Raw genomic sequence first — 25,593 nt, forward strand, 5'->3', positions numbered from 1 at the left:
GGCTCTTCGATGGCCGGTCAGGGCACGAGCGGATTCACACGGCGTCGACTGGGCGCCGGCGTACTGGCACTGGGCGGGGCGCTGGCGATCGCCCCGTTCGCGGCCGGGCCCGCCGAGGCCGTGGCGGACCGGGCTCCGCGCCCCACCCTCCGGCGCGGCTCGGCGGAACGCGCCGGGCTGCTCCGCGGCCATCTGCGGCAACTGGTCACCGACGCCGAGGCGTTCCTCGGCCCCTCCCCGAAGCACCCGTGGTACGCGGGCGCCGTGCTGCTCGCCGGGCGCGGCGGCACGGTGGCCCTGCACGAGCCGATCGGCAGGGCGGTGCGCTACCGGGCGTACGACGAGAAGACCGACACCGGCGTCGAGTTCCCGGCCGGGCAGCAGATCCCGATGGCCGAGGACACGGTGTTCGACCTCGCGTCGATCTCCAAGCTGTTCACCTCGCTCCTCGCCGTGCAGCAGATGGAGCGGGGGGCGCTGGAACTGGAGGCGCCGGTCGCCTCGTACCTGCCGGACTTCGGGCGGGCGGGCAAGCAGGAGGTGACCGTCCGCCAGCTCCTCACCCACACCTCCGGGTTCCGGGCCTGGATCCCGCTGTACAGCGCGCCGACGCACGAGGAGAAGGTCCGGCTGATCCTCGACGAGGCGCCGGTGAGCCCGCCCGGCACCGCGTACCTCTACTCGGACCTGAACATGATCTCCCTCCAGCTGGTGCTGGAGCGGATCACGGGGCGCGCCCTGGACGTCCTGCTGCGCGAGGAGATCACCGCCCCGCTGGGCCTGCACCGCACCCGCTACAACCCGCCCGCCTCCTGGCGGCCGAAGATCGCGGCCACGGAGGACGCCCGCCGGCCCTGGTCCGGCCTCGACCGCGGGCTGGTCTGGGGAGAGGTGCACGACGAGAACGCCTTCAGCCTGGGCGGGGTCGCCGGCCACGCGGGGGTGTTCTCCTGTGCCTGGGACCTGGCGGTGCTCGGCCGGGCGCTGCTCAACGGCGGCTCCTACGGGCGGGCGCGCATTCTGCGACCGGAGTCGGTGGAGCTGATGTTCACCGACTTCAACACGGCCTTCCCCGGCGACGAGCACGGTCTCGGCTTCGAGCTCTACCAGCACTGGTACATGGGCGCCATGGCCACCCCGCGCACCGCCGGGCACACCGGCTTCACCGGCACCTCGCTGGTGCTCGACCCGACGACCGACTCGTTCCTGGTCGTCCTGGGCAACTCCGTGCACCCGGTGCGCAACTGGCGCTCCGGGTCGGCCCCCCGGGTCGCGGCCGGCACGAACCTCGCCCGTGCCGTGCCCGTCCGCCCGGCACACGGGCGCACCGCCTGGTTCTCGGGGACGGCGAACTCCGCCTCGGCGACGCTCGCCCTGCCCGCGCTGGACACGTCCGCCGGGGGCGCGCGGCTGCGCTGCTCGCTGTGGTGGGACACCGAGCCCGGTGCGGACGGGCTCGCCCTGGAGGCCACCACGGACGGCGGCACCACCTGGCAGCCGGTCCCCTTCACCACCTCACGCCGCGGTGAGGACCCGCGGGCCCACGGGACGGGCTCGGTCGGGGGCTGGTCGGGGCGTGTGTGGCACCGCCTGACGGCGGACCTCCCGGCCGCCCGCGGGCTCGTCCTGCGCTGGCGGTACACGACCGACCGGCTGTACGTGGGCCGCGGGGCGTACGTCGACGGGCTGCGCGCGGAGGCGGCCGGCGGCGTCCTGTTCGACGACGCGCGCCCGGCGGACGCGGCCCGGATCGAAGCGGTGGGGTGGACGCCGTCGGCCGACTAGGGGGTGTCGTTTGGATCAGGCCGGCTCCAGGCAACGGTGCCTTGCAGACCGACCCGAGCGGGGTCTGGTGCGGCAGATGCAAGGCGGAGGAGGGCGCCAGGGCGGAGCCCTGGCAACCGACGACAACGCCGCAGATGCGCGTGCCAGACCCCGCGACCACGGCAAGATCCAAACGCCACCCCCTAGGGGCGGCCCGGGACGGACGCGTCACCCGTTGAACATGGCCTTCTGCACCTCGTTCGGCCCGTCGAAGCTGTTCTCCTTCAGGCCGTCGAGGCGGCTCACGACCTTGTCGTCCGCGTTGTTCCTGCGGGCGCAGTCGACGAGCGCCTTCTTGTCCGCCGGGTAGTCCATGCCGCTGAGGGCCTTCTGCAGGTCGATGGGGTTGAGGTCCGCCATGACAGACTCCTTGTCACCTGATCGTCGGTACGGAATGTCCGTTATGTCGCGGTACCCAGCCCAGCCCGGCGCATGCGCGGTCACCCTCCGGTCCGCTCCAGCACGGCCATCGCGGCGTTGTGTCCCGGCACCCCGCTGACCCCTCCCCCGCGCACCGCCCCCGCCCCGCACAGCAGGACGTTCGCCTGCGCCGTCTCCACACCCCAGCGGCCGGTGCCCTCGGCCGCGTGGGGCCAGGACAGGTCGCGGTGGAAGATGTGGCCGCCGGGCAGCCGGAGGTCGCGCTCCAGGTCCAGCGGCGACCTGGCCTCGATGCAGGGCCGCCCGTCGGCGTCGGTCGCCAGGCAGTCCGCGAGGGGCTCGGCCAGGTGGGCGTCGAGCTGGGCGAGGGTCGACTTCAGCAGTTCCTCGCGTACGGCGTCGTTGTCCCGGGCGAAGAGCCGGGCGGGAGTGTGCAGCCCGAACAGGGTCAGGGTGTGCAGGCCCTGCTCGGCGAGGCCGGGGGCGAGGATCGTGGGGTCGGTCAGCGAGTGGCAGTAGATCTCGGAGGGCGGGGCGGCGGGCAGGTCGCCGGCCGCGGCCCGGGCGTACGCGGTGGCCAGCTGCTCGTAGCCCTCCGCGATGTGGAAGGTTCCCGCGAAGGCCTCGCGCGGGTCCACCGCGGGGTCGCGCAGCGCCGGCAGACGCTTGAGCAGCATGTTCACCTTGAGCTGGGCACCTTCGGCGGGCGGGGGCGCGGCCCGGCCGGTCAGCGCCGCCAGCTCCCGCGGGGAGGCGTTGACCAGGACGTGGCGCGCGGCGGCCACCTCCTCGCCGCCGGCCGACCGGTAGGTGACCTCGGCCTCCCTCCCGTCCGAGTCGACGCGCACCGCCTCGTGCCCGGTGGCGAGCACCGCCCCCGCGGCGCGCGCCGTGTCGGCCAGCGCGTCGGTGAGGGCGCCCATGCCGCCGACCGGCACGTCCCAGGCGCCGGTGCCGCCGCCGATCACGTGGTAGAGGAAGCAGCGGTTCTGGCTCAGGGCGGGGTCGTGGGCGTCGGCGAAGGTGCCGATCAGCGCGTCGGTGAGGGCCACGCCCCGCACCAGGTCGTCGTCGAAGTGCTCTTCGATGACGACGCCGATGGGCTCCTCGAACAGGGCCCGCCAGGCGTCCTCGTCGTCGATCCGCCGGCGCAGCTCGTCCCGGGTGGGCAGCGGCTCGGTGAGGGTCGGGAAGACGCGCCGGGCCACGTCACCGGTCATGCCGTAGAACCGCTGCCAGGCCGCGTACTCCCGCTCCGAGCCGGTGAGCGCGGCGAAGGACTCCCGGGTGCGCCGCTCGCCCCCGCCGACCAGCAGTCCGGTGGGCCGCCCGTCCCTTTGCACCGGCGTGTACGAGGAGACGGTGCGGCCGCGCACCCGGAAGTCGAGGCCGAGGTCCCGCACGATCTTCCGCGGCAGCAGGCTGACCAGGTACGAGTACCGGGACAGCCGCGCGTCGACCCCGGCGAACGGCCGCGTGGACACGGCCGCGCCCCCGGTGTGCGCGAGGCGCTCCAGCACCAGCACGGAGCGCCCGGCGCGGGCCAGGTAGGCGGCGGCGACCAGTCCGTTGTGGCCGCCGCCGACGATGACGGCGTCGTAGGTGCGCGGTGTGCGGGGTGGGGTCATGGCTCTTGGTAGCACGAGGTGATCCCGGGCGGCCAGGGGTGGAAGGCCGGTGGCGGGACCCGTCGAGGCGCGCCGTGCCCGGCCGTGACGACGCACGGCCGGGCGCCGTTCACCTGCGCGGCGCCGGTTCCGTCTCAGCGCAGCGTGGCGAGGAACTCTCCGCAGGCCCGGGCGCAGGCGCGGCACGCCTCGGCGCTGTCCTCGGCGCCCGGCTGCCCGTCGAAGGCGTGCGCGCTCTCCAGGCACACCTGCATGCACCACTCCAGCTGGACGCGGATCGCCGCCTCGTCCACCTGGTTCTGCTCGGACAGCACCCGGCACGTCGCGTCGCACACCTCCGCGCACATGATGCCCTTGCGCCGTACGAGTTCCTGGTACTCGCCCCCGTCCGGGTCCACCAGACTCGCCCGCAGCGCGCAGGCCCGAGCGCACTCGGTACACGCCTGTGCACACGCAAAGCGGTCCTCGAGGAAGCGGAACAGTTCCTGCTGGGAAGTCGTCGTCGATGTCACACCGCGCGGGTTGCCGCCGCGGTCGGCGCCAAACCCGCCGAGGCCCGTGTTCCCAAGGGATCCGGCCCGTTTCCGCCGGTGCGTCGCCGGGCACCCGGCGACGCACCGCAGGCGAGACCCGACGATGCGTGGAGGTGCATGACATGCCGGGACGACAGGAACTGCCGTCGACCCTGGAGCGGTCCCCCGAGGGCGCCCGGCGCACGTGGATCGAGGCCCACGACTCGGCCGTGGAGGAGTACGGCGAGGGTGAACGCGCCCACCGGGTGGCGTACGGGGCGCTCAAGCACACGTACGAGAAGGTCGGCGACCACTGGGAGCGCAAGGAGGGCGGCCGCAAGGGCCCCTCGGACCCGCAGTCGGGACGGCCCCGGCAGCAGGGCGGGCGCAGCGGCGAGGGCGTGGACGAGAAGGCGTCGAAGGAGCACCTCTACGGCGTCGCCAAGCGGCTGGACGTGGCGGGGCGGTCGCGGATGTCCAAGGCGGAACTGCTCGCCGCGATCCGGAAGGCCAACCGTTCGCGGACGCGAGCGGCCCGGTCGGACTGAGCTGGTTCGTCCGGTCGGCCGGGGGTACACGCGGTCCATGACTAGCACAAGCATGGACATGGCCGCCGGCTCCGGTGCCGCCGGCGTATGGCTGGTGGTGGCGGCCGTCGTGGTGGTGGCGGTACTGATCGGCGCCTTCGTCTTCGGAAGCCGCATGAAGCGCAAGGAGCCGCCGCCGCCCCTTCCCGAGGAGCAGCCCCGCATGCCGGACGGCGGACCGGTCCGGGAGGTCCGGGAGAACCGGGAGCCCGAGGAGATGCCCCGAACCGACGACCGGACGCTGCCGCACGAGCTCCGGCACCAGGGCAGCCGCACCGCGTCCGGCCAGGACCGGCCGCGCTGGGGCGAGGGCACCAGCGGTTCGTTCGGCGGTGGCGGCCCGGGCGGCGGACGCTGACCGTCAGCCGTTCCGCTTCCGGGCGGACACGGCTCCTGACGGCCCGTGCACGGTCGGCGAGACCGTGCACGGGCCGTCGGCGTGTTCCCCGCACGGCACACCAAAGCGCGGCTGTTCGTAACGGTGGCGCGACGCACGGTTAGTTTCCGGCGCGGGCACCGGGGAATCCATGCGCCGTGCTGTTGAAGAGGAGAAGGGCCCGCGTCGGCGCGCGGGCCCGCATCGCGGCCGAACGCACCGCCGACTGGGCCGACGGACGCCTGCCCGTGTCCGAGGGCGGAGGCCTGCTGCGCAAGGCCTTCCCCGAGCACTGGTCGTTCCTGCTGGGTGAGATCGCCCTCTACAGCTTCGTCGTCCTGCTGCTGACCGGCGTCTGGCTGACCCTGTTCTTCCATCCGTCGATGACGGAGGTCGTGTACGACGGCTCCTACGAGCCGCTGGCCGGGGTGCGCATGTCGGAGGCGTACCGCTCGACCCTGGACATCGGTTTCGACGTCCGCGGCGGACTGCTGATCCGGCAGCTTCACCACTGGGCGGCCCTGGTCTTCCTGTCGGCCATCGGAGTGCATCTGCTGCGGGTGTTCCTCACGGGCGCGTTCCGCCGCCCGCGTGAGGTCAACTGGCTGATCGGCGTCACGCTGTTCGTGCTCGCGCTCGCCGAGGGCTTCGCCGGCTACTCCCTCCCCGACGACCTGCTGTCCGGGACGGGACTGCGCATCGCGCAGGGCATCATGCTCTCCGTCCCCGTGGTGGGGACGTACGTCAGCATGTTCGTGTTCGGCGGCGAGTATCCCGGCCACGACTTCATCCCGCGTCTGTACTCGGTGCACATCCTGCTGGTCCCGGGACTGCTGCTGGCGCTCGTCACCCTCCACCTCGTCCTGGTCTTCTACCTCAAGCACACCCAGTGGGCGGGCCGGGGCCGCACGGAGCGCAACGCCGTCGGCAAGCCGATGTTCCCGCAGTTCGCGGCGAGTTCGACCGGCCTGTTCCTCATGGTGTCCGGGGTCCTGACGGTGCTCGCGGCGGTGGCGCAGGTCAACCCCATCTGGGCGTACGGCCCCTACCGCACCGACGTCGTCTCGACGGGCTCGCAGCCGGACTGGTACGTCGGCTTCCTGGAGGGCTCGCTGCGCCTGATGCCGCCCTTCGAGACCACGGTGGCCGGTCACACCGTGATGTGGAACGTCCTGGTCCCGGCCGTGCTGCTGCCGACCCTGTTCTTCGCCGTGCTGTACGCGTACCCGTTCGCCGAACGGTGGGTGACGGGCGACCGCCGGGAGCACCATCTGTGCGACCGGCCCCGGGACAGGCCGGTGCGGACCGGTCTCGGGGTCGCCGGGGTCGTCTTCTACACGGTGCTGCTCACCGCGGGCGGCAACGACATCATCGCCTACACGTTCGACCTGTCCCTGAACGTGCTGACGTGGGTGTTCCGGGTCTGCCTGGTGGTGCTGCCACCGGCCGCCTTCATGGTGACCAAGCGGGTCTGCCTGGCGATGCGGGAGTCGGAGCGCGTCCTGCTGGCCGAGGGCGAGGAGACGGGCGAGCTGCGGCAGACCCTCGCGGGCGGTTACACCGAGAGCCACGCGCCGCTCGACGCCGAGAAACGGTACGTGCTGCGGTCGGGCGAGGAGCCCGAGCCGCTCGCGCGGACCGCGCCCGACGCCGAGGCGCCGCACGTCGGGCGGCTGCGCGCGACGCTCAGCGAGTGGTACTACGGCGACCGGGTGGACGTCGAGGAGCCGGAACGGGAACCCTCCCCCTCGGGCCCGGGCGACGCGGAGCGCTGAACGCCCCGGCCCGCGTACTGGAACACCAGCCCGCAGACGGCGAGGGCGAGCAGGCCGAAGCCGATCAGGGCGAGCCACAGGCCGTAGACGATGCCGAGCGCGAGGACGACGGCGCCCAGCGCGATCGTGACCGGCCAGGGGCTGTGCGGCGGGAAGAAGTCCAGCGGGCCCGCGGAGTCGGCGACCTCGGCGTCGTCGATGTCCTGGGCGCGCGGTCCGCGCTTGTGGTGCTGCACGCGGAAGAAGAAGGCGACGAGCGAGGCCATCAGGAACGCGACGGTCAGCGCGGCGGTGCCGGCGGGCTCGGACGACCACCAGCCGTAGAGGACGGCGGTGGCGGCGAAGAAGACGGCCACACCGGTGAACAGACGGGCTTCGGTCCTCAACTCACGTGCCTCTGGTCGTGTCGGGTGATCGCGGGGTGGTGCAGGTCGAACGCCGGGGACTCGGAGCGCACCCGGGGCAGCGCCGTGAAGTTGTGGCGCGGGGGCGGGCAGGACGTGGCCCATTCGAGGGAACGGCCGTAGCCCCAGGGGTCGTCGTGCTCCACCCGGGCGCCGTACTGACGGGTGCGCCAGACGTTGTAGAGGAACGGCAGCGTGGACAGGCCCAGCAGGAAGGCGCCGACGGAGCTGACGGTGTTGAGCAGGGTGAAGCCGTCCGCGGCCAGGTAGTCGGCGTAGCGGCGCGGCATGCCCCGCTCACCGAGCCAGTGCTGGACGAGGAACGTGGTCTGGAAGCCGACGAAGAGCGTCCAGAAGTGGATCTTCCCCAGGCGTTCGTCGAGGAGTTTGCCGGTGAACTTGGGCCACCAGAAGTAGAAGCCGGCGAACATCGCGAAGACGACCGTGCCGAACAGCACGTAGTGCAGGTGGGCGACGATGAAGTACGAGTCCGTCAGCTGGAAGTCCAGCGGCGGCGAGGCGATGAGGACGCCGCTCATGCCGCCGAGCAGGAACGTCGCCAGGAAGCCGGCCGACCACAGCATGGGTGTCTCGAAGGACAGCGAGCCGCGGATCATCGTGCCGATCCAGTTGAAGAACTTCACGCCCGTGGGCACCGCGATGAGGAACGACATCACCGAGAAGAACGGCAGGAGCACGGCCCCGGTGGCGAACATGTGGTGGGCCCACACCACCGCCGAGAGCATCGTGATGGCGATGGTGGCGCCGATCAGGGTGACGTAGCCGAAGATCGGCTTCCGGCTGAACACCGGGATGATCTCGGAGACGATGCCGAAGAACGGCAGCGCGACGATGTACACCTCGGGATGCCCGAAGAACCAGAACAGGTGCTGCCACAGCAACGCCCCGCCGTTCGCGGGGTCGAAGATGTGCGCGCCGAACTTCCGGTCGGCCTCCAGCGCGAACAGGGCTGCCGTGAGCACGGGGAAGGCGGGCAGCACCAGGATCGACGTGAACAGCACGTTCCAGGTGAAGATCGGCATCCGGAACATGGTCATGCCGGGGGCGCGCAGACACACGATGGTGGTGATGAAGTTCACCGCGCTGAGCGTGGTCGACACGCCGCTCACCACGAGGCCCATGGTCCACAGGTCACCGCCGGACCCCGGGCTGAACGTGGCGCTGTTCAGCGGTGCGTAGGCGAACCATCCGAAGGAGGCCGCCCCTCCCGGGGTGAGGAACCCGGACACCACCATCAGGCCCCCGAACAGGTACATCCAGTAGGACAGCGCATTGAGCCGGGGGAACGCCATGTCCGGCGCACCGATCTGCAGCGGCATGACGGCGTTGGTGAAGCCGGCGAACAGCGGGGTCGCGAACAGCAGCATCATGACGGTGCCGTGCACGGTGAAGAGCTGGTTGTACTGCTCGGCGGAGAACAGCTGCAGGCCCGGGCGGGCGAGTTCGGTGCGCATCAGCATGGCCAGCACGCCGCCGAGGAGGAAGAAGCCGAACGCCGTGGTCATGTACAGGTTGCCGATCACCTTGTGATCGGTCGTCCTCACCCACCGCGCCAGCGCCCGCCCGAGGGTGCGGTCGGTCCGCTGCCGCGTCGGCGTCCGGCGCGGCGGTTCGGTCGTCTCGTCCACCGCCATGCGGCGGAGGGTACCCAGGCGGCCGGGCGACGGATGCCCGGCCACGCCGCACCGCCGTCGGTCGTCGCGCCGATCGTCCTCCCGGGACGGGTCGGGTGGGCCACCTGGCGGGTACCCCGGCGTCCACGACGGCCTCGGCTCCCGGCCGGCCGGCGTGCTCAGCCCACGGGCTCGGCGACGGTGGGGACGGCGGTCTCCAGGCCCGGGCAGTCGTCGCTGGAGCGGCCGGCCAGCCGGCCGCCGGGCTGCTCCACGGTCACCTGCGCACTGCCCAGCTCGGGGTCCTGGTGCAGCCGGGCCCCGGCGACCGTGCAGGCCAGCTGGTCGACGGCGGTGTCGCTCAGCCCGGCGGCGGCCGGCGGGAGTTCGACGGTGACCGTGGCCCCGTCGGTCCGGATGGTGGGGGCGGTGGCGGTGGGCGGCAGGTCGGTCGTGAGCCCCTTCCTCCGTTCCTCCGCGTCCGGTCCCTCGAACAGCATCAGTACCGTGCTGCCGAGCTCCGCCCCGCCGGGCAGGGTGCGGGTGACGGGGACCAGGGCACCGTCGGAGACGAAGTACAGCGGCACCACGGCGGCCGGCACGGCCCGGGTCTCCCTCGGTTCCGGGGTGGCGCCCGGCGGTTCGAGGATGCCGGTGGCGGGCTCGCCCGCCTCGACCACGCCGGTCGCGGGGATGTCGCAGGCGGAGAGGGCGAGGGCCGCCGTCAGCAGGGCCGGCAGCGCGCGCCGGACGTTCGTCACCGGTCCTCCTTCGTCGGGGTCCCCGTTCCGTCCGCCGCGCCGTCCTGGCGCAGGGGGAGGACGACCGTGAAGACGGCGCCGCCGTCCGGATGGTTGGCCGCCCGCACGGTGCCGCCGTGGAGGCGGACGTTCTCCGTGGTGATGGCCAGCCCGAGCCCGCTGCCCTCGCTCCGGACCCGGGCGGTGTCCGACTTGTAGAAACGGTCGAAGACGTGCGGCAGGACGCTGTCGGGGATGCCGTCCCCGCTGTCGCGGACCTCGACGACCGCCTGCCGGCCCGTCCCGGGATCGTTCTCCTCGCGGAGGTCGAGGCGCACCGGGGGACGCCCGTGGCGGAGGGCGTTCGCGACGAGGTTGGCGACGACGACGTCGAGGCGGCGCGGGTCGACCCGCCCGCGCAGCGCGCCGGGTTCCGGCAGGCCGGTCTCCACCGTGCGGGTCCAGCCGCGGGCGGCGAGGGTGCGCCGTACGGACTCGGCGAGGTCGATGTCGTCCAGGTGGAGGGCGGCCGCGCCCGCGTCGAACCGGGAGATCTCCATCAGGTCGTTCACCAGGCCGGCGAGCTTGGTCGTCTCCTCGCTGATGAGGCGCACGGCCGTCGCGGTGTCCTCGTCCAGGGCGGCCGCGTCCTCGTCCAGCACGTCGGTGACCGCCGTCATCGCCGCCAGCGGGGTGCGCAGCTCGTGCGAGACGTCCGCGGCGAAGCGCCGGGCCCCTGCCTCCATGCGCCGCAGTTCCGCTACCGACCCCTCCAGCGCCTCGGCGGTCTCGTTGAAGGTGCGGGAGAAGCTCGGCGAGTTCGTCGGTGCCCTGCACCGCGAGGCGGGTGTCGAGCCGTCCCTCGGCGATGCTGCGGGTCGCCCGGCGCAGCTCCCTGACGGGCCGCAGCACCCCGCGCGCGGCCAGCAGGGCGAGGACGACGGCCAGGGCGAGGGCGGGCACGGTGGCGCGTTCCGCGGCGGCGACCAGGGCGTCGACGTATCCCTGTTCCTCGGTCTGGGGCACCGTGAGGTAGACCTCGAGCCCGGACGCCGGCCGCGAGGTGACGTACGGGCCGGCGAAGGTGACGGGCATGCCGACGACCAGGGAGGACCTGCCGTCCCTCGTCACCCGCTGGAAGACCGTGGCGCGGCGCGACCGGACGGCCTCGCGCATTCCCGGGGACAGTTCGGCGAAGGCGTCGCCGGGGACGGAGGTCGCGCTCGACACCCGGTAGACGGCCAGCACCCGCCAGTTCTGGGACCGTCCGCCGCGCGCCACGTCGGCGGCGAACGACTCCAGGTCGGTCCGGTCGGGCGGGAACCGGTAGTTGGGCACCAGGGTGTTCACCCGGTCCCGGAAGTCCTCGATCACCGTGTCCTGGCTCTGCTGGAGGATGCCGGTCCGCGCCTCGCGGAAGGTCAGGGCGCCCGTGGTGACCGTGGCCACGGCGGCGACGAAGGCGAAGGCCACCACCAGCCGCACCCGCAGTCCGCCCAGCGTGCGCAGCAGCCCGACGGTCCTCACCGGGCACCGAAGCGGTAGCCGAAACCGCGCACGGTGTGGATGTGGCGCGGCCGGTCGGCGGGCTCGCCGATCTTGGACCTGAGCCGCTTGACGCAGGCGTCCACGAGCCGCGCGTCCCCGTGGTAGTTGTGCTCCCACACGGCTTCCAGGAGCTGCTGGCGGCTGAACACCTGGCCGGGCGAGGCGGACAGGGTGAGCAGCAGCCGCAGTTCGGACGGCGCGAGGGCGACGGGCCGCCCCTGGTGGGTGACGGTGAGTCCGGCGCGGTCGATGGTCAGGTCGCCGTGCTGCTCGGGGCGCGGGCCGCCGTGCTCGTCCGGCGGCCCGCCGGCGCGGCGCAGCACCGCCCGGATGCGCGCGTCCAGGACGCGTGCGCGGACGGGCTTGACCACGTAGTCGTCCGCTCCGGCCTCGAGGCCGACGACGACGTCGGCGTCGTCGCCGCGGGCGGTGGCCATGATGATGGGCACCTGGTGGCGGTCGCGGATGCGGCGGCACACCTCCAGGCCGGACATGCCGGGCAGCATCAGGTCGAGGACGACGGCGTCGGGCCGGAACGACCGCAGTTCCCGCAGTCCGTCCTCGCCGGTCGCGGCGGCGGCGACCTCGTGCCCCTGGCGGCGCAGGGCGAGGCGGACGCCCTCCCGGACGGCGCGGTCGTCTTCGATGATCAGGACCCGTGGCATGGGTCTCAGTATGCGTCGGGACGAACGGGTGTTCGCGCACGGGTGGGTGGCTGTTACAGAGCGGTCCACAAGCGGTCCACGGGCCATCACACGGCCGGGGCACGCTGCGTGATCATGAACGCGCACCGATCGACGCCCGCACCGTCCGCCGACAGGGCCCGCCGCCGCCGGCGCGCGGGACGCGCCCGCCGGCGGCGGGGCCGGAAGACACCGGCACTCTGGGCGGGACTCGCGGCCGCCGTCGTGCTGCTGCTCGCCGGGGGGCTGGCCCTGAAGGGCGGTACGTCCGCCCCCGGGCGTCCCGCCGGCGCCGCCGGACCGGTCACGACGGTCGAGGCCCTTCCGCCCGCCGGTGCCCCCTCCCCCGCCGGGCGCCCCGTGCCGGGCACGGCGGCGCAGGAGGAGGAAGAGGTCCGGCCGGAGGACTCCGGGACCCCCGGCCCGATCCCGTCGTCGGGGCCGGGGACGTTCGTCACCGCGCAGGGCGGTGGCGACCGGGTCGGCGGGAGCGGGCGCACGCTGACCTACGCGGTCCAGGTCGAGGACGGCATCGGGCTGCCGGCGGGGGACGTCGCCGCGGAGGTCGAGCGGATCCTCGCCGACGGCCGGGGCTGGACGGCCGACGGCGAGGTGGGCTTCCGCCGCGTGTCCGGCGGCGCGTCCGACTTCCGGGTGCGCCTCGCCACGGCGGGGACGGTGGACGACATCTGCGGCAGGTACGGCCTGGACACCGGCGGCGAGGTCAACTGCAACGTCGGCCAGGACGTCATGGTCAACCTCAAGCGGTGGCTGCTGGCGACGCAGTACTACGCGGACGACGTGACGTCGTACCGGGCGCTCATCGTCAACCACGAGGTCGGGCACTTCCTGGGCCACGGCCACGAGGGGTGCCCGGGCCCCGGGCGGCCCGCCCCGGTGATGATGCAGCAGATCAAGGGCCTGCACGGCTGCACCACCAACGTCTGGCCCTACGACGAGGCCGGCAGGCCGGTCACCGGCCCCGGCGTCGGCTGAGTCGACGTCGCCCGCCGGCCCGCGCGAGCCACCGCCGGCCGCTTCGGGCGCGCGCCCCGCGGGTACCCGTGGCAGGCTCCAGGGGAGGACGGGCCCCCGGGACCGAGGAACCGGACGTCACGGACGACAGGGGCGTGGAGGTACGGGCATGACCGAACAGAGCGCCGGCGCCGGCGGCCGTACGAAGCACACCCACCGGCTCTCCGGGCCGGAGCCCGACGTGGCGGCCGCGGCCGGTCATGCCGACCCCCCGCCCCGCGTCGGCTTCTTCACCGACACGTCCGTGTGCATCGGCTGCAAGGCCTGCGAGGTGGCCTGCAAGGAGTGGAACGCCGTCCCCGAGGACGGCCTGCTGCTCACCGGCATGTCCTACGACAACACGCAGGGGCTCGGCGCCGACACCTGGCGGCACGTCGCCTTCGTCGAACAGCGCAAGCCGCTCGGCGGCCAGGAGCCGGGGATCGGTCACGGGAGCGTGGACGTCTTCGAGGCCGCGCGGAGTCTCGGGCCCCCCGAGGCGGCGACGGTGACCGCCCCGCCCGTGGCACCGGACGGGCGCACCGAGCTGCGCTGGCTCATGGCCTCCGACGTGTGCAAGCACTGCACACATGCCGCGTGCCTGGACGTGTGCCCCACCGGATCCCTGTTCCGCACCGAGTTCGGCACGGTCGTCGTGCAGGAGGACATCTGCAACGGCTGCGGCTACTGCGTGCCCGCCTGCCCCTACGGCGTCATCGACCAGCGCCGGGACGACGGACGGGCCTGGAAGTGCACGCTGTGCTACGACCGGCTCGGCGTGGGCATGGAACCGGCCTGCGCCAAGGCGTGCCCGACCGACTCCATCCAGTTCGGCCCGCTGGACGAACTGCGGGAGCGGGCGGCGTCGCGGGTCGCCCGACTGCACGCGGCAGGCGTGACCGACGCCCGGCTGTACGGGGAGAGTCCGGACGACGGGGTCGGCGGCGACGGCGCCTTCTTCCTGCTGCTGGACGAGCCGGAGGTGTACGGGCTGCCGCCCGACCCGGTGGTCACCACCCGGGACCTGCCCTCGATGTGGCGGCACGCGGCGGTGGCCGCCGCCTCGCTCGCCGCGCTCGCCGCCGCCGGTTTCGCCGGGAGGTCCCGATGAGCGGTTCGGACGTCACGCGCGACGGGGTCCGGGGCGCGCGGCCCGGCCGGGACGCCCCGACGGGAGCGCACGCCGGACGCCGCCGGCGCCGCCGTGGGCGCGGCGAGCAACCGGTGGTGCCGGACGCCGAGTTCTCCTCGTACTACGGCATGCCGGTGCTGAACGAGCCGAGCTGGGCGGCCCTGGACATCGCGGGCTACCTCTGGCTGGGCGGGCTCGCGGGCGCGTCGTCGCCGCTGGCGGCCGGCGCGCACGCCACGGGGCGTCCGGCCCTGGCGCGGACGGCGAAGCTGGGAGCGGCGGGCGCCGTCTCGCTGTCGCTGGCCGCGCTGGTCCACGACCTGGGCCGGCCCGCCCGCTTCCTCAACATGCTGCGCGTGTTCAAGCCCACCTCGCCGATGAACGTGGGGTCCTGGCTGCTGGCCGGTTACGCACCGCTCGCCCTGGCCGCCGCGGCCGCCGACGTGACGGGCCGCTTCCGGCCCGCCGGGGCCGTCGCCACGGCGGCGGCCTCCGTGCTCGGCCCGGCGGTCGCCACGTACACCGCCGTGCTGCTGTCGGACACCGCGGTGCCCTCCTGGCACGGCGGCTACCGGGAGCTGCCGTTCGTCTTCGCCGGTTCCGCGGCGACCGCGGCGGCGGGGCTGGCGCTGACCGCCGTGCCGTCGGCGCAGACGGGGCCCGCGCGCCGGACGGCGGTGCTCGGGGCGGCCCTGGAACTGGGGGCGTTCCGGCTGATGAAACGGCGGATGGGACTGGTGTCCGAGCCCCTCGAGCGGGGCAGGGCGGGCCGGCTGCTGCGCGGGGCGGAGGCGCTGACGGCGGGCGGCGCGGTCCTCGCCGTCGTGGCGGGCCGGCACCGCGGCGCGGCCGCGCCGGCCGGGACCGCGCTGCTGGCGGGTTCGGTGGCCCTGCGGTTCGGGGTGTTCCACGCGGGCGTGGCCTCCGCCCGGGATCCGAAGTACACCGTCGTTCCGCAGCGGGAGCGGCTGGAGGCCCGCACGGACTGACCGGTCCGCGCGGGCCGCGGGTCCGCCGGACGACAGGAGCAGGGGATTGGACCGCCGGAACCGGGACACCCGGGGCCGGCAGAACACACCGCGAGAGGGCGGAGGGACGGCATGGGCGTGCGGACCTGGATCGACTCCTGGCCGGTCTACCGCCAGCTCAAGGGAACCGATCCCCTGGGCCGCGGAGCCGCCGCCAGGAGCGCGGCCACGGCACGGCTCACTCCCCGGGTGGCCTCGGCCGACCGGGTGGTCAAGTCCGTCTGCCCGTACTGCGCCGTGGGCTGCGGCCAGAACGTGTACGTCGAGGACGGGCGCGTCACCCAGATCGAGGGCGACCCCGACTCCCCGATCTCGCGCGGCCGGCTGTGCCCCAAGGGCTCGGCCAGCCTCCAGCTCACGACCGGCGGTGCCCGCGAGCACCACGTCCTGTACCGGCGCCCGCACGGCACCGACTGGGAGCGCCTGGACCTGGACACGGCGATGGACATGATCGCCGACCGGGTGATCGAGGCACGGCGCGCGGGCTGGCAGTGGGAGGTCGACGAGACCCGTACCCGCCGCACCCTGGGCATCGCGAGCCTCGGCGGGGCGACCCTGGACAACGAGGAGAACTACCTGATCAAGAAGCTGTTCACCGCGCTGGGTGCGGTGCAGATCGAGAATCAGGCGCGTGTTTGACACTCCTCCACCGTTCCCGGTCTGGGAACCTCGTTCGGCCGCGGCGGCGCGACCACCTTCCAGCAGGACCTGCAGAACTCGGACTGCATCGTCATCCAGGGCTCGAACATGGCCGAGTGCCATCCGGTCGGGTTCCAGTGGGTGATGGAGGCCAAGGCACGCGGCGCGAAGGTGGTCCACGTCGACCCGCGGTTCACCCGCACCAGCGCCCTGGCCGACGTGCACGTGCCGCTGCGCGCGGGCTCGGACATCGCCTTCCTCGGCGGGATCGTCAACCACGTCCTCTCCCGGGACGGGTACTTCCGCGACTACGTGGTGGCCTACACCAACGGCCCCGTGGTGCTGCGCGAGGACTTCCGCGACACCGAGGACCTCGACGGCCTCTTCTCCGGCCTCGACCCCGACAGCCGCAGCTACGACAACGGCAGCTGGCAGTACGAGGGCACGGAGATGCAGGCCGCGTCCGGTGAACGGGACCTGCAGTACGGCAAGCGCGCCGGCGGCGGCTCCTCGGTCACGGAGGCGGCGCGCGGCGAGTCCCACGGCTCGGGCGGCGCCGACATCGGCGAGGGGGAGATCGAACGGGACGAGACCATGACGCACCCGCGCTGCGTCTTCCAGGTGCTGAAGCGGCACTACGCCCGCTACACACCCGACATGGTCGAGCGCGTCTGCGGGGTGCCGCAGGACCTGTTCCGGCAGGTGTGCGAGCTGGTCACGGAGAACTCGGGCCGCGACCGGACCACCGCCTTCGCCTACGCGGTCGGCTGGACGCAGCACACGGTGGGCGTGCAGTACATTCGCGCGGCCTCCGTGCTGCAGACCCTGCTCGGCAACATCGGCCGGCCGGGCGGCGGCATCCTGGCCCTGCGCGGACACGCCTCCATCCAGGGGTCCACGGACATCCCGACCCTGTTCAACCTGCTGCCCGGATACATCCCGATGCCGCACGCGCACCAGCGGGAGGACCTGGACGCGTTCGTGCGGGCCGAGGCGGCCCGGAAGGGCTACTGGGGCAACATGCGCGCCTACCTGGTGAGCCTCCTGAAGGCCTACTGGGGCGACGCGGCGACGGCCGAGAACGACTTCTGCTTCGACTACCTGCCGCGGCTGACGGGCTCCCACTCCACGTACGAGACGGTCGTGGAGCAGATGCGGGGGACCTGCAAGGGCTACTTCCTGATGGGCGAGAACCCGGCGGTCGGCTCGGCCAACGCCAAGATGCAGCGGCTCGGCATGGCGAACCTGGACTGGCTGGTGGTGCGGGACTTCTCGCTCATCGAGTCGGCGACCTGGTGGAAGGACGGCCCGGAGATCGAGACCGGCGAGATGCGCACGGAGGACATCGGCACCGAGGTGTTCTTCCTCCCGGCCGCCGCCCACACCGAGAAGGACGGCAGCTTCACCAACACCCAGCGGCTGCTGCAGTGGCACCACCAGGCGGTCCCGCCGCCGGGCGAGGCGCGCAGCGACCTGTGGTTCACGTACCACCTGGGGCGGATCATCCGCCACAAGCTCGCCGGGTCGACCGACCCCATGGACCGGCCGCTGCTCGACCTGGCCTGGGACTATCCGGTGAAGGGTGAGCTGTCCGAGCCGGACGCGGAGGCGGTGCTGGCCGAGATCAACGGCTACGACGCCGACGGCGGACCCCTGTCCTCCTACGAGCAGCTGAGCGGCGACGGTTCCACGGTGTGCGGCTGCTGGATCTACTGCGGTGTCCACGCCGACGGCGTCAACCAGGCCGCCCGCCGCAAACCGGGTGAGCAGCAGGACTGGGTGGCGAGCGAGTGGGGCTGGGCGTGGCCCTCCAACCGCCGTGTGCTGTACAACCGCGCCTCGGCCGATCCCGACGGCAGGCCGTGGAGCGAGCGCAAGGCGCTGGTGTGGTGGGACGAGGGCCAGGAGAAGTGGGTCGGGCACGACGTCCCGGACTTCTCGCCCGGCAAGTCGCCCCACTACGTGCCCCCGCCGGACGCGACCGGGCCCGAGGCCCTGTCCGGCACGGACGCGTTCGTCATGCAGGCCGACGGCAAGGCGTGGCTGTACGCGCCCACCGGGCTCACCGACGGCCCGCTGCCCGCGCACTACGAGCCGCAGGACTCCCCCTTCCCCAACCTGCTGTACGGGCAACAGCGCAACCCCGTACGGCACTTGCTGCCACCTCACCCCGACAACCGCTACCAGCCGAGTGCGGGCGCGCCCGGCACCGAGGTGTTCCCGTACGTCGCCACCACGTACCGGCTCACCGAGCACCACACAGCGGGCGGCATGTCGCGCTGGCAGCCGTATCTCGCGGAGCTGCAACCGGAGTTCTTCTGCGAGGTCTCCCCCGAGCTGGCCGCCGAACGCGCCCTGGAGCACACCGGCTGGGCGACGATCGTCAGCGCGCGGGGCGTGATCGAGGCGCGGGTCCTGGTCACCGACCGCATGGCTCCGCTGACCGTGCACGGCCGGACCCTGCACCAGGTGGGGCTGCCCTACCACTGGGGCCCGAACGGCTACAGCACGGGCGACGCGGCCAACGAGCTGGTGCACCTGTCCCTCGACCCGAACACGCACATCCAGGAGACCAAGGCGCTCGCCGTGGACATCCGGCCGGGACGGCGCCCGAGGGGACCGGCGGCCCCGGAACTGGTGCGGGAGTACCGGGCCCGTGCGGGCATCGACGAGCACACCGGCACGGAGCTGTGACGCGCGTCCGGCGGGCGCGCACCGGTCAGCGCAGGACGACCGAGTGCGGCCCGCGGGCGACCAGTTCGCCGATCACCGGCGCCCCCGGCACCTCGCCGGCCACGAGCAGTCCGCCGGAGGTCTGGGCGTCGGCCAGCAGCAGGCGGGTGTCGGTGTCCGTCTCCCCGAAGTCGGTGAACGGCGCGACCCACTCCAGGTTGCGCCGGGTGCCACCGCTGACGTAACCGTCCCGCACCGCCTCCCGGGCGCCGTCCAGGAAGGGCACGGCCGCGGTGTCGAGCACGGCGGTCACGCCGGAGGCCCGGGCCAGCTTGTGCAGATGGCCGAGGAGACCGAAACCGGTGACGTCGGTGGCGCAGACCGCTCCGGCGTCCAGGGCCGCCGCGGCGGCGTCCCGGTTGAGGGCGACCATGGTGGCGACCGCCTGCTCGAACCGCTCACCGGTCGCCTTGTGACGGTTGTTCAGCACCCCCAGGCCGAGCGGTTTCGTCAGCGACAGCGGTACGCCGGGCCGGCCGGCGTCGTTGCGCAGCAGCCGGCCGGGGTCGGCCAGGCCGGTGACGGCCATGCCGTACTTGGGTTCGGGGTCGTCGACGCTGTGCCCGCCGCCCACGTGGCAGCCGGCCTCGGCGGCGACGTCCAGGCCGCCGCGCAGCACCTCGCGTGCCAGCTCGAAGGGCAGGACGCCGCGCGGCCAGGCCAGCAGGTTGACCGCGAGGACCGGGATGCCGCCCATCGCGTAGACGTCGGAGAGCGCGTTGGCGGCGGCGATGCGCCCCCAGTCGTAGGGGTCGTCGACGACCGGGGTGAAGAAGTCGGCCGTGGACACCACGGCCCGTGCGGGACCGCCGGGCGGTGCGGGCAGGGTGACGACGGCCGCGTCGTCGCCGGTGGCCAGTCCGACCAGGAGCGGGAAGTCGCCGGTGGCGGTCCGCGTCCGGGCCAGCGGGCCGAGTACGTCCTCGAGTTCGCCGGGCGGGATCTTGCAGGCGCAGCCGCCGCCGTGGGCGTACTGGGTCAGGCGGACGGCGGTGTCGCGCGTCGATGTCATGCCGGTGCTCCTTGGTGGTGAGGGACCCGGTGGTGACGGGACCCGGCGGGTGACGGGCCGCGGTGGTGCCGGGCCGGTGGCCGGGGGTCCGTGTAGCCTGGCCGGGCGGTGGAGGCGTGTGGGTGCCTGGTGGCCCTCCCGGTCTTCAAAACCGAGGTGTCCGAGGATCTCGGGCAGGCGGGTTCGATTCCCGTCCGCCTCCGTCCCCGCCGCTCGCGGGGGCCGGCCGGCAGCGCCGGCGCCGGTCGTCCACCCGCTCCGTCAGTCCTCGCGCGTCCAGGTGCTCCAGCAGCGGTACGGCCACCCGGCGGGTCGTGTCCAGCGCCCGGCGGGCCTCGCTGAGGGTGAACGGCTGGGGCAGCCGGGCCAATACCGCGGCGGCCTCGGTGTCCGCACCCGGCAGCAGCACGGTGTCGCCGACCCGCAGGAGCGCCCCGGCGGTGACGGCCGCGGCCAGCGCCTTGCGGGTGAGGCCGAGTTCGCCCAGCCGGTCCGCCTCGGGCGCTCGGAAGGGCGCGCGGGCCAGGTCCCGGCGTACGGCGTCGACGGCGTCGCGCAGGCCCGGCGGCACGGTGGGCCCGGTGGCGGACCCGTACAACCTCCCGTTCCTGTAGTGGACTTCGGGGCGTCCGGGGGTCCGGGCGAGGGCGTCGATCAGCGTCCGGTCGGGCAGGCCGAGCAGGCGGCGCGCGGCCTCGGCGGGCAGCCCCGGCTCCATCGGGTGCTGCCGGGCGTGCCGCTCGACCTCCTCGGCGAGGCGCGCGCGCAGCCGTGCCCAGTGGCCGGCGTCGGCCAGCCAGTCCCCGGCGACGGGCTCGGCGGGCGGGGGCACTCCCATCGCGAGCAGTTCCGCACGCCGGACGAGCCGGCGCCGCCGGAGCTCGGCCGCGCCGTCCGGGCATCCGGTCGTCGCGGCCAGCTCCTCGGCGCGGGCGCGGCCGGCGCCCCGCCGGGTCAGCGGTGGCGGACGCACGTCGAGGACGGTCACCGCGCAGGGGACGCGGGTGCCGCCCGGTTCGCGCAGGACGGCGCGGTCGCCGACGCGCAGGGGCAGCGGGCGGCTCAGCGTCAGCCTCGCGGTGTCGGCGCCCAGCGGGCGGACGGTCACCGGCACCGCGGCCGTCCCGATGTGCAGGGTCGGGTTCCGGGGCAGTTCGGCGACCGGTTCCCCGGTGACGCGGACGTCGGTCAGCGCGGTGAGCAGCCAGCGGTCCGGTGACAGCAGGACCTGGCCCCGGCGCAGGCCGGCCTCGGCGGCCCCGTGCACGTCGACGGCCACGCGGGCCACTCCGCTCACGGCGGTGCGTTCCTCGTGCAGGCACTGCAGCCCGCGCACCCGCAGCTCCCCCGTGCCGTCCCCCGTGAGCAGCCGGTCGCCGACGCGCAGGGTGCCCGCCCCGAGCGTGCCCGTCACCACCGTGCCGCGTCCGCGGACCGTGAAGGCCCGGTCCAGCCACAGCCTGACGTCCGCGTCGGCCGGCGGGACGGGCAGCGAACGGGCCATCCGCCCCAGCTCGCCGCGCAGCTCGTCGAGTCCGGTACCGGTGACCGAACTCACCGCGACAGCAGGCACCTTGCCGAGCGAGGTGGCGGCGAGGCGTTCGACAGCGTCGGCCCGTGCGGGTCCGGGGTCGGCGAGGTCGCTGCGGGTCACCGCCAGGACGGCGTGCCGTACGCCGAGGGCGTCGATGATCGCGAGGTGTTCCTGCGTCTGCTGCTGCCAGCCCTGGTCGGCGGCGACCACGAAGAGCACGGCGGGCACCGGTCCGACGCCCGCCAGCATGGTGGCGACGAACCGCTCGTGTCCGGGCACGTCGACGAAGGCGAGGTCCCCGTCGTCTTCCGTACGGGTCCAGACGAATCCCAGGTCCAGGGTGAGTCCGCGCCGGCGCTCCTCCTCGTGGCGGTCGGGCTCCATGCCGGTCAGCGCCCGCACCAGAGCGGACTTGCCGTGGTCGACGTGACCGGCGGTGGCCACCACCCGCATGGCGCTCACCTCTCCGCCGCGGCGCGCACGGCCTCGGCCAGCCGCTCGTCGTCCTCGGCCGGTACGGCGCGCAGGTCGAGCAGGCAGCGGCCGCCTTCCAGCCGCCCGACCACGGGGGTCCGCCCGGTGCGCAGCGCGGCGGCGTACGCCTCGGGCAGGGACAGCGCGGCGCTGGGCAGCGTCACACCGGGGGCCCCGCCGCCGCCCACCGTCGCGTCGCTCGGCACGGCCCGCGCGTCGACCCCGTCGGCGCCCAGGGCGGCGGCCAGCCGCTCGGCGCGCCGCGCGAGCCGCGCCGGGTCGGCGGCGAGGGCGTCGGCGGTCGGGGTGGCGGGTCCGGTCAGGGTGGCCTGCAGCGCGGCCAGGGTCAGCTTGTCCACCCGCAGAGCACGGGCGAGGGGATGCCGGGACACCGTCCGCACGAGGTCGTCGTCGCCGAGCAGCAGTCCGCACTGGGGCCCGCCGAGCAGTTTGTCGCCGCTGGCCGTCACCAGGGAGGCACCGGCCCGCAGGTGGCTCTCGGCGTCCGGTTCCTCGGGCAGCACCGGGTGGGGCGCGAGCAGTCCGGAGCCGACGTCGACGACGACCGGGACGCCCAGCGCGGCCAGTTCGGCGGTGCCGGCGGCGCGGGTGAATCCGCTGATGCGGAAGTTCGAGGGGTGCACCTTCAGGACGAAGCCCGTCTCCGGGCCGAGGGCGTCGGCGTAGTCGTCGACGGAGGTGCGGTTGGTGGTGCCGACCTCGCGCAGCCGGGCGCCGGTCGACACCAGCAGGTCGGGCAGGCGGAAGCCGTCGCCGATCTCCACCATCTCCCCCCGGCTGATGACGATCTCGCGGCCCGCGGCGAGCGCGGTCGCCGCCAGCACCAGCGCGGCGGCACCGTTATTGACGACGTGCGCGGCACCGGCCGAGGGCACCCGGGCCCGCAGCGCGGCGAGGGCGGTGCGTCCCCGGCGGGCGCGTACGCCGGTGCACAGGTCGAGTTCCACGTCCGTCGGACCGGCGGCGTCCCGCACCGCGCGGAGGGCCGCCTCGGACAGCGGGGCACGGCCGAGGTTGGTGTGCAGCAGCACCCCGGTCGCGTTGATCACCGGCCGCAGTCCGCCGGCCGTGGGCGGCAGGAGTCCGAGGGCCGTGTCCGTCACCTCCTCGGGCGGGACCGTTCCCGCCCTGGCCTGCTCCTGGGCCTGCCGGACGGCAGATCCCACCGCCTCGGGGCCGAGCCGGCGCACCGCCTCCGCGATCCTCGGGTCCCGCAGCACGGCGTCGGTGCGGGGGATGCGCCGCCGGGCGTCCGTCGCCCCGCCGCCCCGCGTGCGGGCCGGGGCCGGCCCGCGTCCCGGCGCGGCTGCCTCCCGTACGGCCCGCTGGTCCACGTGCCCTCCCTGTCCGGCCGGTCCCGTGTGTCTGCCCGGGGAACCTCCATCGTCCCTCAGCGCCCAGCGGGGACGACACGACACGCCGGGACGTTGCGACGCCCCCCTCGGCGTTCATGATGATGAACAGGAATCATGTACACATCCATTGACGCGTTCACGGCAAGCCCTTTACGGTCCCGCTTGAAAGCGCTTTCCCCCCACTGTTCCCGCTCACCGAGTCCTGGTGTGCCCCGACCCACCTGGAGACACGATGCACGTGAGACCCCTGGCCGCATGCGCCGGCCTGCTGGCCGGCACCCTCGTCGCCCTGTCCGGACCCACGGCGCAGGCCGCGTCCGTCCGCCAGGAGGCCGAGAACTCCCCGGCGGTCTGTACCGGCACCATCGACTCCGACTGGACCGGCTACTCCGGCAGCGGATTCTGCAACGGCACCAACAAGACCGGCGCCTACGCCCAGTTCACGGTCGACGCCGCCGCCGCGGGCACGGCGACGCTGAAGGTCCGCTTCGCCAACGGCACCACCGGATCACGGGCCGCGGACATCATCGTGAACGGCACCACCGTCACCTCGGCCGCCTTCGAGACCACCGGCACCTGGACGGCGTGGACGACGAAGACGCTCACCGTGCCGGTGAGGGCGGGCGGCAACACCGTACGGCTCAGCCCCACCACCTCCGCCGGCCTGCCCAACGTCGACTACCTCGACGCCGAGGTGGCGGGCGACGACACGACACCGCCGCCGGCCGGTTCCGCGCTGTACGTGTCGCCCACCGGCAGCGACGGCGCGGCCGGCACGCTGTCCGACCCCACGACGCTCACCGCCGCGATCGGCCGCGTCGCCCCCGGCGGCACGATCCACCTGCGCGGCGGGACCTACCGCTACGCACAGACCGTCACCATCCCGCAGGGTGACGACGGCACCTCCGCCGACCGCACGGAACTGTCCGCCTACCCGGGCGAGACCCCGGTGCTGAACTTCTCCGCGCAGAGCGAGGACCCGGCCAACCGCGGCCTCGCCCTGAACGCCTCGTACTGGCACATCAAGGGCCTCGTCGTCGAACACGCCGGGGACAACGGCATCTTCGTCGGCGGCAGCGGCAACGTCATCGAGCGCACCGTCACCCGCTTCAACCGCGACACCGGCCTCCAGCTCTCCCGGACGGCCTCCACGACGCCCCGCGACCAGTGGCCGTCGAACAACCTGATCCTGAGCGCGGAGTCGCACGACAACGCCGACTCCGACGGCGAGGACGCCGACGGCTTCGCCGCGAAGCTCACCGTCGGGCCGGGCAACGTCTTCCGCTACGCCGTGTCCCACAACAACATCGACGACGGCTGGGACCTCTACACCAAGACGGACACCGGCCCCATCGGCCCGGTGACCATCGAGGACTCCCTCGCCTACAGGAACGGCACCCTCTCCGACGGCACCCAGAACTCCAGCGGTGACCGCAACGGCTACAAGCTCGGCGGCGAGGACATCGAGGTCGACCACGTCGTCCGGCGCAGCATCGCCTACGCCAACGGCAAGCACGGGTTCACCTACAACAGCAACCCGGGTTCGATGACGGTGTCGGACAACGTCAGCGTCGACAACGCCCAGCGCAACTTCTCGTTCGACAAGGGCACATCGGTGTTCCGCGGCAACACCTCGTGCCGCGGCGACGACGGTTCGAACGACAAGACCGTGGGCGACGCCGACGGCACGAACCAGTTCTGGACCGGCTCGAACGGCTCCCGGTGCTCCGCCTACAGCGGTGCCCTGAAGTGGTCCTTCGCCTCGGACGGCCGCCTCGTCGTGACCTTCGGCGGCACCGCGGTGGCACCCTGACCGACCCGGGCCGCCGGCCGGGCGCCCGCTCAGCCGGCGGTCCGCTCCACCGGGATCCACACCTCCGCCTCCGCCCGGGTCCCGTCCCCGGACACACGGACACGGAGGATCTCGGGGCCCGGCCTGCTCCGGTACGGGTTCGAGGGGAACCACTGCGTGTACACGTCGCGCCACAGGTACTGGAGGGCCAGCGGGAACGGGCCGGAGCTGTCGAAGACCGCCCACGTCCCCGCGGGCACCTCGAGGACGTCCATGTCCCCGGGGGCCTCGGCCCCGGTCACCACCGCGTGGTAGTAGTCGAGTTCCGTGCCCTCGGCCCGGCTCGGGTCGAGCTGGTCGCTCACCCCCACGACGCCCTCCGGTTCCTGGTCGGACAGTTCCTCCAGGCGCCGCAGCGTCTCGGGGCCGACGCCCCGGACGAACTCGGCGATCGCCGGATTGACCCCCTCGTGGACCAGGGGCACCCGGGTCTTCCTGCCGACGACCCGGAACTCCTTCTTGTCCAGGATCCGGTACCGCATGCTGCTGCTCCCTTCGACGACGATCCGGAAGGACATCCGGGGCTGGGAGCGCAGCGCCGCACCGGTCCGCCGGGCCTCGCCGGGTCCGACACCGTGCATGGCGCGGAACGCCCGCGCTCCTTCCCTTTGGACCGCTCACGCTACGGAGCGCGCGCGGGGGCGGACCCGACATCCTGTGCCCGGTCCGGTCGGGTCGGTGGAGCCGGGGGTGCGGGGAGGGGCGGG

The 25,593-nt window shown here is 73.8% G+C and carries 18 protein-coding genes, 1 tRNA gene and 3 pseudogenes; 10 read left to right on the plus strand and 12 right to left on the minus strand.

The window, feature by feature from the left end; translation table 11 throughout:
* Positions 1-9: 9 nt before the first annotated feature.
* A complete protein-coding gene (locus AC0VYN_RS20385; RefSeq protein WP_475532108.1) occupies positions 10-1,785 on the plus strand; it encodes a serine hydrolase domain-containing protein in 1,776 nt (591 codons plus the stop codon).
* A 207-nt stretch (positions 1,786-1,992) separates the two neighbouring features.
* Here the strand turns inward: AC0VYN_RS20385 and AC0VYN_RS20390 are convergent, their stop codons facing one another.
* The 3 genes from AC0VYN_RS20390 to AC0VYN_RS20400 all read right to left on the minus strand — a co-directional run bounded on the left by AC0VYN_RS20390 (position 1,993) and on the right by AC0VYN_RS20400 (position 4,345).
* The gene (locus AC0VYN_RS20390) at positions 1,993-2,184 is read right to left on the minus strand and encodes a DUF2795 domain-containing protein (protein WP_475532109.1); all 192 of its coding nucleotides are present in this window, start codon (positions 2,182-2,184) and stop codon (positions 1,993-1,995) included.
* Between the two features lie 80 nt (positions 2,185-2,264).
* Positions 2,265-3,833 (minus strand): phytoene desaturase family protein, encoded by a 1,569-nt coding sequence (locus AC0VYN_RS20395; RefSeq protein ID WP_475532110.1) that lies wholly within the window; start codon positions 3,831-3,833, stop codon positions 2,265-2,267.
* 134 nt (positions 3,834-3,967) lie between these two features.
* Positions 3,968-4,345, minus strand: a complete 378-nt coding sequence (locus tag AC0VYN_RS20400) for a four-helix bundle copper-binding protein (protein ID WP_451689946.1) — start codon at positions 4,343-4,345, stop codon at positions 3,968-3,970.
* Positions 4,346-4,488: 143 nt separating this feature from the next.
* On the opposite strand from AC0VYN_RS20400, the gene AC0VYN_RS20405 reads away from it, so the two are divergent.
* The 3 genes from AC0VYN_RS20405 (at position 4,489) to qcrB (ending at position 7,083) form a co-directional block, all read left to right on the plus strand.
* Positions 4,489-4,893: a ChaB family protein gene (locus AC0VYN_RS20405; RefSeq protein WP_475532111.1), complete on the plus strand. Its 405-nt coding sequence runs from the start codon at positions 4,489-4,491 to the stop codon at positions 4,891-4,893.
* Positions 4,894-4,930: 37 nt separating this feature from the next.
* Positions 4,931-5,290 carry a DUF6479 family protein gene (locus AC0VYN_RS20410; protein WP_385472846.1) on the plus strand — a complete coding sequence of 120 codons (360 nt, stop codon included), beginning with the start codon at positions 4,931-4,933 and terminating at the stop codon, positions 5,288-5,290.
* Positions 5,291-5,466: 176 nt separating this feature from the next.
* Positions 5,467-7,083, plus strand: coding sequence for a cytochrome bc1 complex cytochrome b subunit (qcrB, locus tag AC0VYN_RS20415; RefSeq protein ID WP_475532112.1), 1,617 nt, complete (start codon positions 5,467-5,469; stop codon positions 7,081-7,083).
* On the opposite strand, the gene AC0VYN_RS20420 is transcribed toward qcrB, so the two are convergent.
* The 5 genes and pseudogenes from AC0VYN_RS20420 to AC0VYN_RS20440 form a co-directional block, all read right to left on the minus strand.
* Positions 7,008-7,469 carry a cytochrome c oxidase subunit 4 gene (locus AC0VYN_RS20420; protein ID WP_475532113.1) on the minus strand — a complete coding sequence of 154 codons (462 nt, stop codon included), beginning with the start codon at positions 7,467-7,469 and terminating at the stop codon, positions 7,008-7,010. The two genes, qcrB and AC0VYN_RS20420, sit on opposite strands and share 76 nt — an antisense overlap.
* On the minus strand, positions 7,466-9,142 hold the full coding sequence (gene ctaD, locus AC0VYN_RS20425) for an aa3-type cytochrome oxidase subunit I (RefSeq protein ID WP_475532114.1): 1,677 nt from the start codon (positions 9,140-9,142) through the stop codon (positions 7,466-7,468). Before ctaD ends, AC0VYN_RS20420 begins: the two co-directional genes overlap by 4 nt.
* 158 nt (positions 9,143-9,300) lie before the next feature.
* Complete coding sequence (locus tag AC0VYN_RS20430; protein ID WP_475532115.1) at positions 9,301-9,882, minus strand: hypothetical protein; 582 nt, start codon at positions 9,880-9,882, stop codon at positions 9,301-9,303.
* Positions 9,879-11,373: pseudogene (locus AC0VYN_RS20435) on the minus strand (sensor histidine kinase). The gene AC0VYN_RS20430 and the pseudogene AC0VYN_RS20435 overlap by 4 nt, the downstream one beginning before the upstream one ends.
* A gap of 11 nt (positions 11,374-11,384) precedes the next feature.
* Positions 11,385-12,074 (minus strand): response regulator, encoded by a 690-nt coding sequence (locus tag AC0VYN_RS20440; RefSeq protein WP_475532116.1) that lies wholly within the window; start codon positions 12,072-12,074, stop codon positions 11,385-11,387.
* A gap of 114 nt (positions 12,075-12,188) precedes the next feature.
* Between AC0VYN_RS20440 and AC0VYN_RS20445 the strand changes: the two genes are divergently transcribed.
* The 4 genes from AC0VYN_RS20445 (at position 12,189) to fdh (ending at position 18,599) form a co-directional block, all read left to right on the plus strand.
* A complete protein-coding gene (locus AC0VYN_RS20445; RefSeq protein ID WP_475532117.1) occupies positions 12,189-13,088 on the plus strand; it encodes a DUF3152 domain-containing protein in 900 nt (299 codons plus the stop codon).
* A gap of 148 nt (positions 13,089-13,236) precedes the next feature.
* Positions 13,237-14,217 (plus strand): 4Fe-4S dicluster domain-containing protein, encoded by a 981-nt coding sequence (locus tag AC0VYN_RS20450; protein WP_475532118.1) that lies wholly within the window; start codon positions 13,237-13,239, stop codon positions 14,215-14,217.
* Entirely contained in the window at positions 14,214-15,227 is a 1,014-nt protein-coding gene (gene nrfD / locus AC0VYN_RS20455; protein WP_475532119.1) for an NrfD/PsrC family molybdoenzyme membrane anchor subunit, read from the plus strand. The genes AC0VYN_RS20450 and nrfD overlap by 4 nt, the downstream gene beginning before the upstream one ends.
* A 111-nt stretch (positions 15,228-15,338) precedes the next feature.
* Positions 15,339-18,599 carry a formate dehydrogenase gene (fdh, locus tag AC0VYN_RS20460; protein WP_475532120.1) on the plus strand — a complete coding sequence of 1,087 codons (3,261 nt, stop codon included), beginning with the start codon at positions 15,339-15,341 and terminating at the stop codon, positions 18,597-18,599.
* Between the two features lie 25 nt (positions 18,600-18,624).
* On the opposite strand, the gene selD is transcribed toward fdh, so the two are convergent.
* Positions 18,625-19,650, minus strand: coding sequence for a selenide, water dikinase SelD (gene selD, locus AC0VYN_RS20465; RefSeq protein WP_475532121.1), 1,026 nt, complete (start codon positions 19,648-19,650; stop codon positions 18,625-18,627).
* 110 nt (positions 19,651-19,760) lie between these two features.
* On the opposite strand from selD, the gene AC0VYN_RS20470 reads away from it, so the two are divergent.
* Positions 19,761-19,853 (plus strand) — tRNA-Sec (locus tag AC0VYN_RS20470).
* Between the two features lie 92 nt (positions 19,854-19,945).
* Here the strand turns inward: AC0VYN_RS20470 and AC0VYN_RS20475 are convergent.
* Positions 19,946-21,637 (minus strand): annotated as a pseudogene (locus tag AC0VYN_RS20475) (GTP-binding protein); the annotation flags it as partial.
* Positions 21,638-21,642: 5 nt separating this feature from the next.
* Positions 21,643-23,013 carry an L-seryl-tRNA(Sec) selenium transferase gene (selA, locus tag AC0VYN_RS20480; RefSeq protein ID WP_475532122.1) on the minus strand — a complete coding sequence of 457 codons (1,371 nt, stop codon included), beginning with the start codon at positions 23,011-23,013 and terminating at the stop codon, positions 21,643-21,645.
* A 253-nt stretch (positions 23,014-23,266) separates the two neighbouring features.
* Here selA and AC0VYN_RS20485 point away from each other — a divergent pair, with 253 nt between their 5' ends.
* The gene (locus AC0VYN_RS20485) at positions 23,267-24,847 is read left to right on the plus strand and encodes a carbohydrate-binding protein (protein ID WP_475532123.1); all 1,581 of its coding nucleotides are present in this window, start codon (positions 23,267-23,269) and stop codon (positions 24,845-24,847) included.
* 29 nt (positions 24,848-24,876) lie between these two features.
* Here AC0VYN_RS20485 and AC0VYN_RS20490 read toward each other — a convergent pair.
* Positions 24,877-25,485, minus strand: a pseudogene (locus AC0VYN_RS20490) (GyrI-like domain-containing protein); the annotation flags it as partial.
* Positions 25,486-25,593 lie beyond the last annotated feature (108 nt).

This window comes from Streptomyces sp. 63XJN7_1_ISO-PGPR-S23-121 (assembly GCF_056173025.1).

Bases quoted from the DNA above. Each gene is read 5' to 3' on its own strand.
- AC0VYN_RS20410 (WP_385472846.1), top strand. From the start codon at position 4,931: ATGACTAGCACAAGCATGGACATGGCCGCCGGCTCCGGTGCCGCCGGC.
- AC0VYN_RS20445 (WP_475532117.1), top strand. From the start codon at position 12,189: ATGAACGCGCACCGATCGACGCCCGCACCGTCCGCCGACAGGGCCCGC.
- AC0VYN_RS20385 (WP_475532108.1), top strand. From the start codon at position 10: ATGGCCGGTCAGGGCACGAGCGGATTCACACGGCGTCGACTGGGCGCC.
- selD (WP_475532121.1), bottom strand. From the start codon at position 19,650: ATGACATCGACGCGCGACACCGCCGTCCGCCTGACCCAGTACGCCCAC.
- ctaD (WP_475532114.1), bottom strand. From the start codon at position 9,142: ATGGCGGTGGACGAGACGACCGAACCGCCGCGCCGGACGCCGACGCGG.
- AC0VYN_RS20395 (WP_475532110.1), bottom strand. From the start codon at position 3,833: ATGACCCCACCCCGCACACCGCGCACCTACGACGCCGTCATCGTCGGC.
- AC0VYN_RS20440 (WP_475532116.1), bottom strand. From the start codon at position 12,074: ATGCCACGGGTCCTGATCATCGAAGACGACCGCGCCGTCCGGGAGGGC.
- AC0VYN_RS20405 (WP_475532111.1), top strand. From the start codon at position 4,489: ATGCCGGGACGACAGGAACTGCCGTCGACCCTGGAGCGGTCCCCCGAG.
- AC0VYN_RS20390 (WP_475532109.1), bottom strand. From the start codon at position 2,184: ATGGCGGACCTCAACCCCATCGACCTGCAGAAGGCCCTCAGCGGCATG.
- AC0VYN_RS20450 (WP_475532118.1), top strand. From the start codon at position 13,237: ATGACCGAACAGAGCGCCGGCGCCGGCGGCCGTACGAAGCACACCCAC.
- nrfD (WP_475532119.1), top strand. From the start codon at position 14,214: ATGAGCGGTTCGGACGTCACGCGCGACGGGGTCCGGGGCGCGCGGCCC.
- AC0VYN_RS20485 (WP_475532123.1), top strand. From the start codon at position 23,267: ATGCACGTGAGACCCCTGGCCGCATGCGCCGGCCTGCTGGCCGGCACC.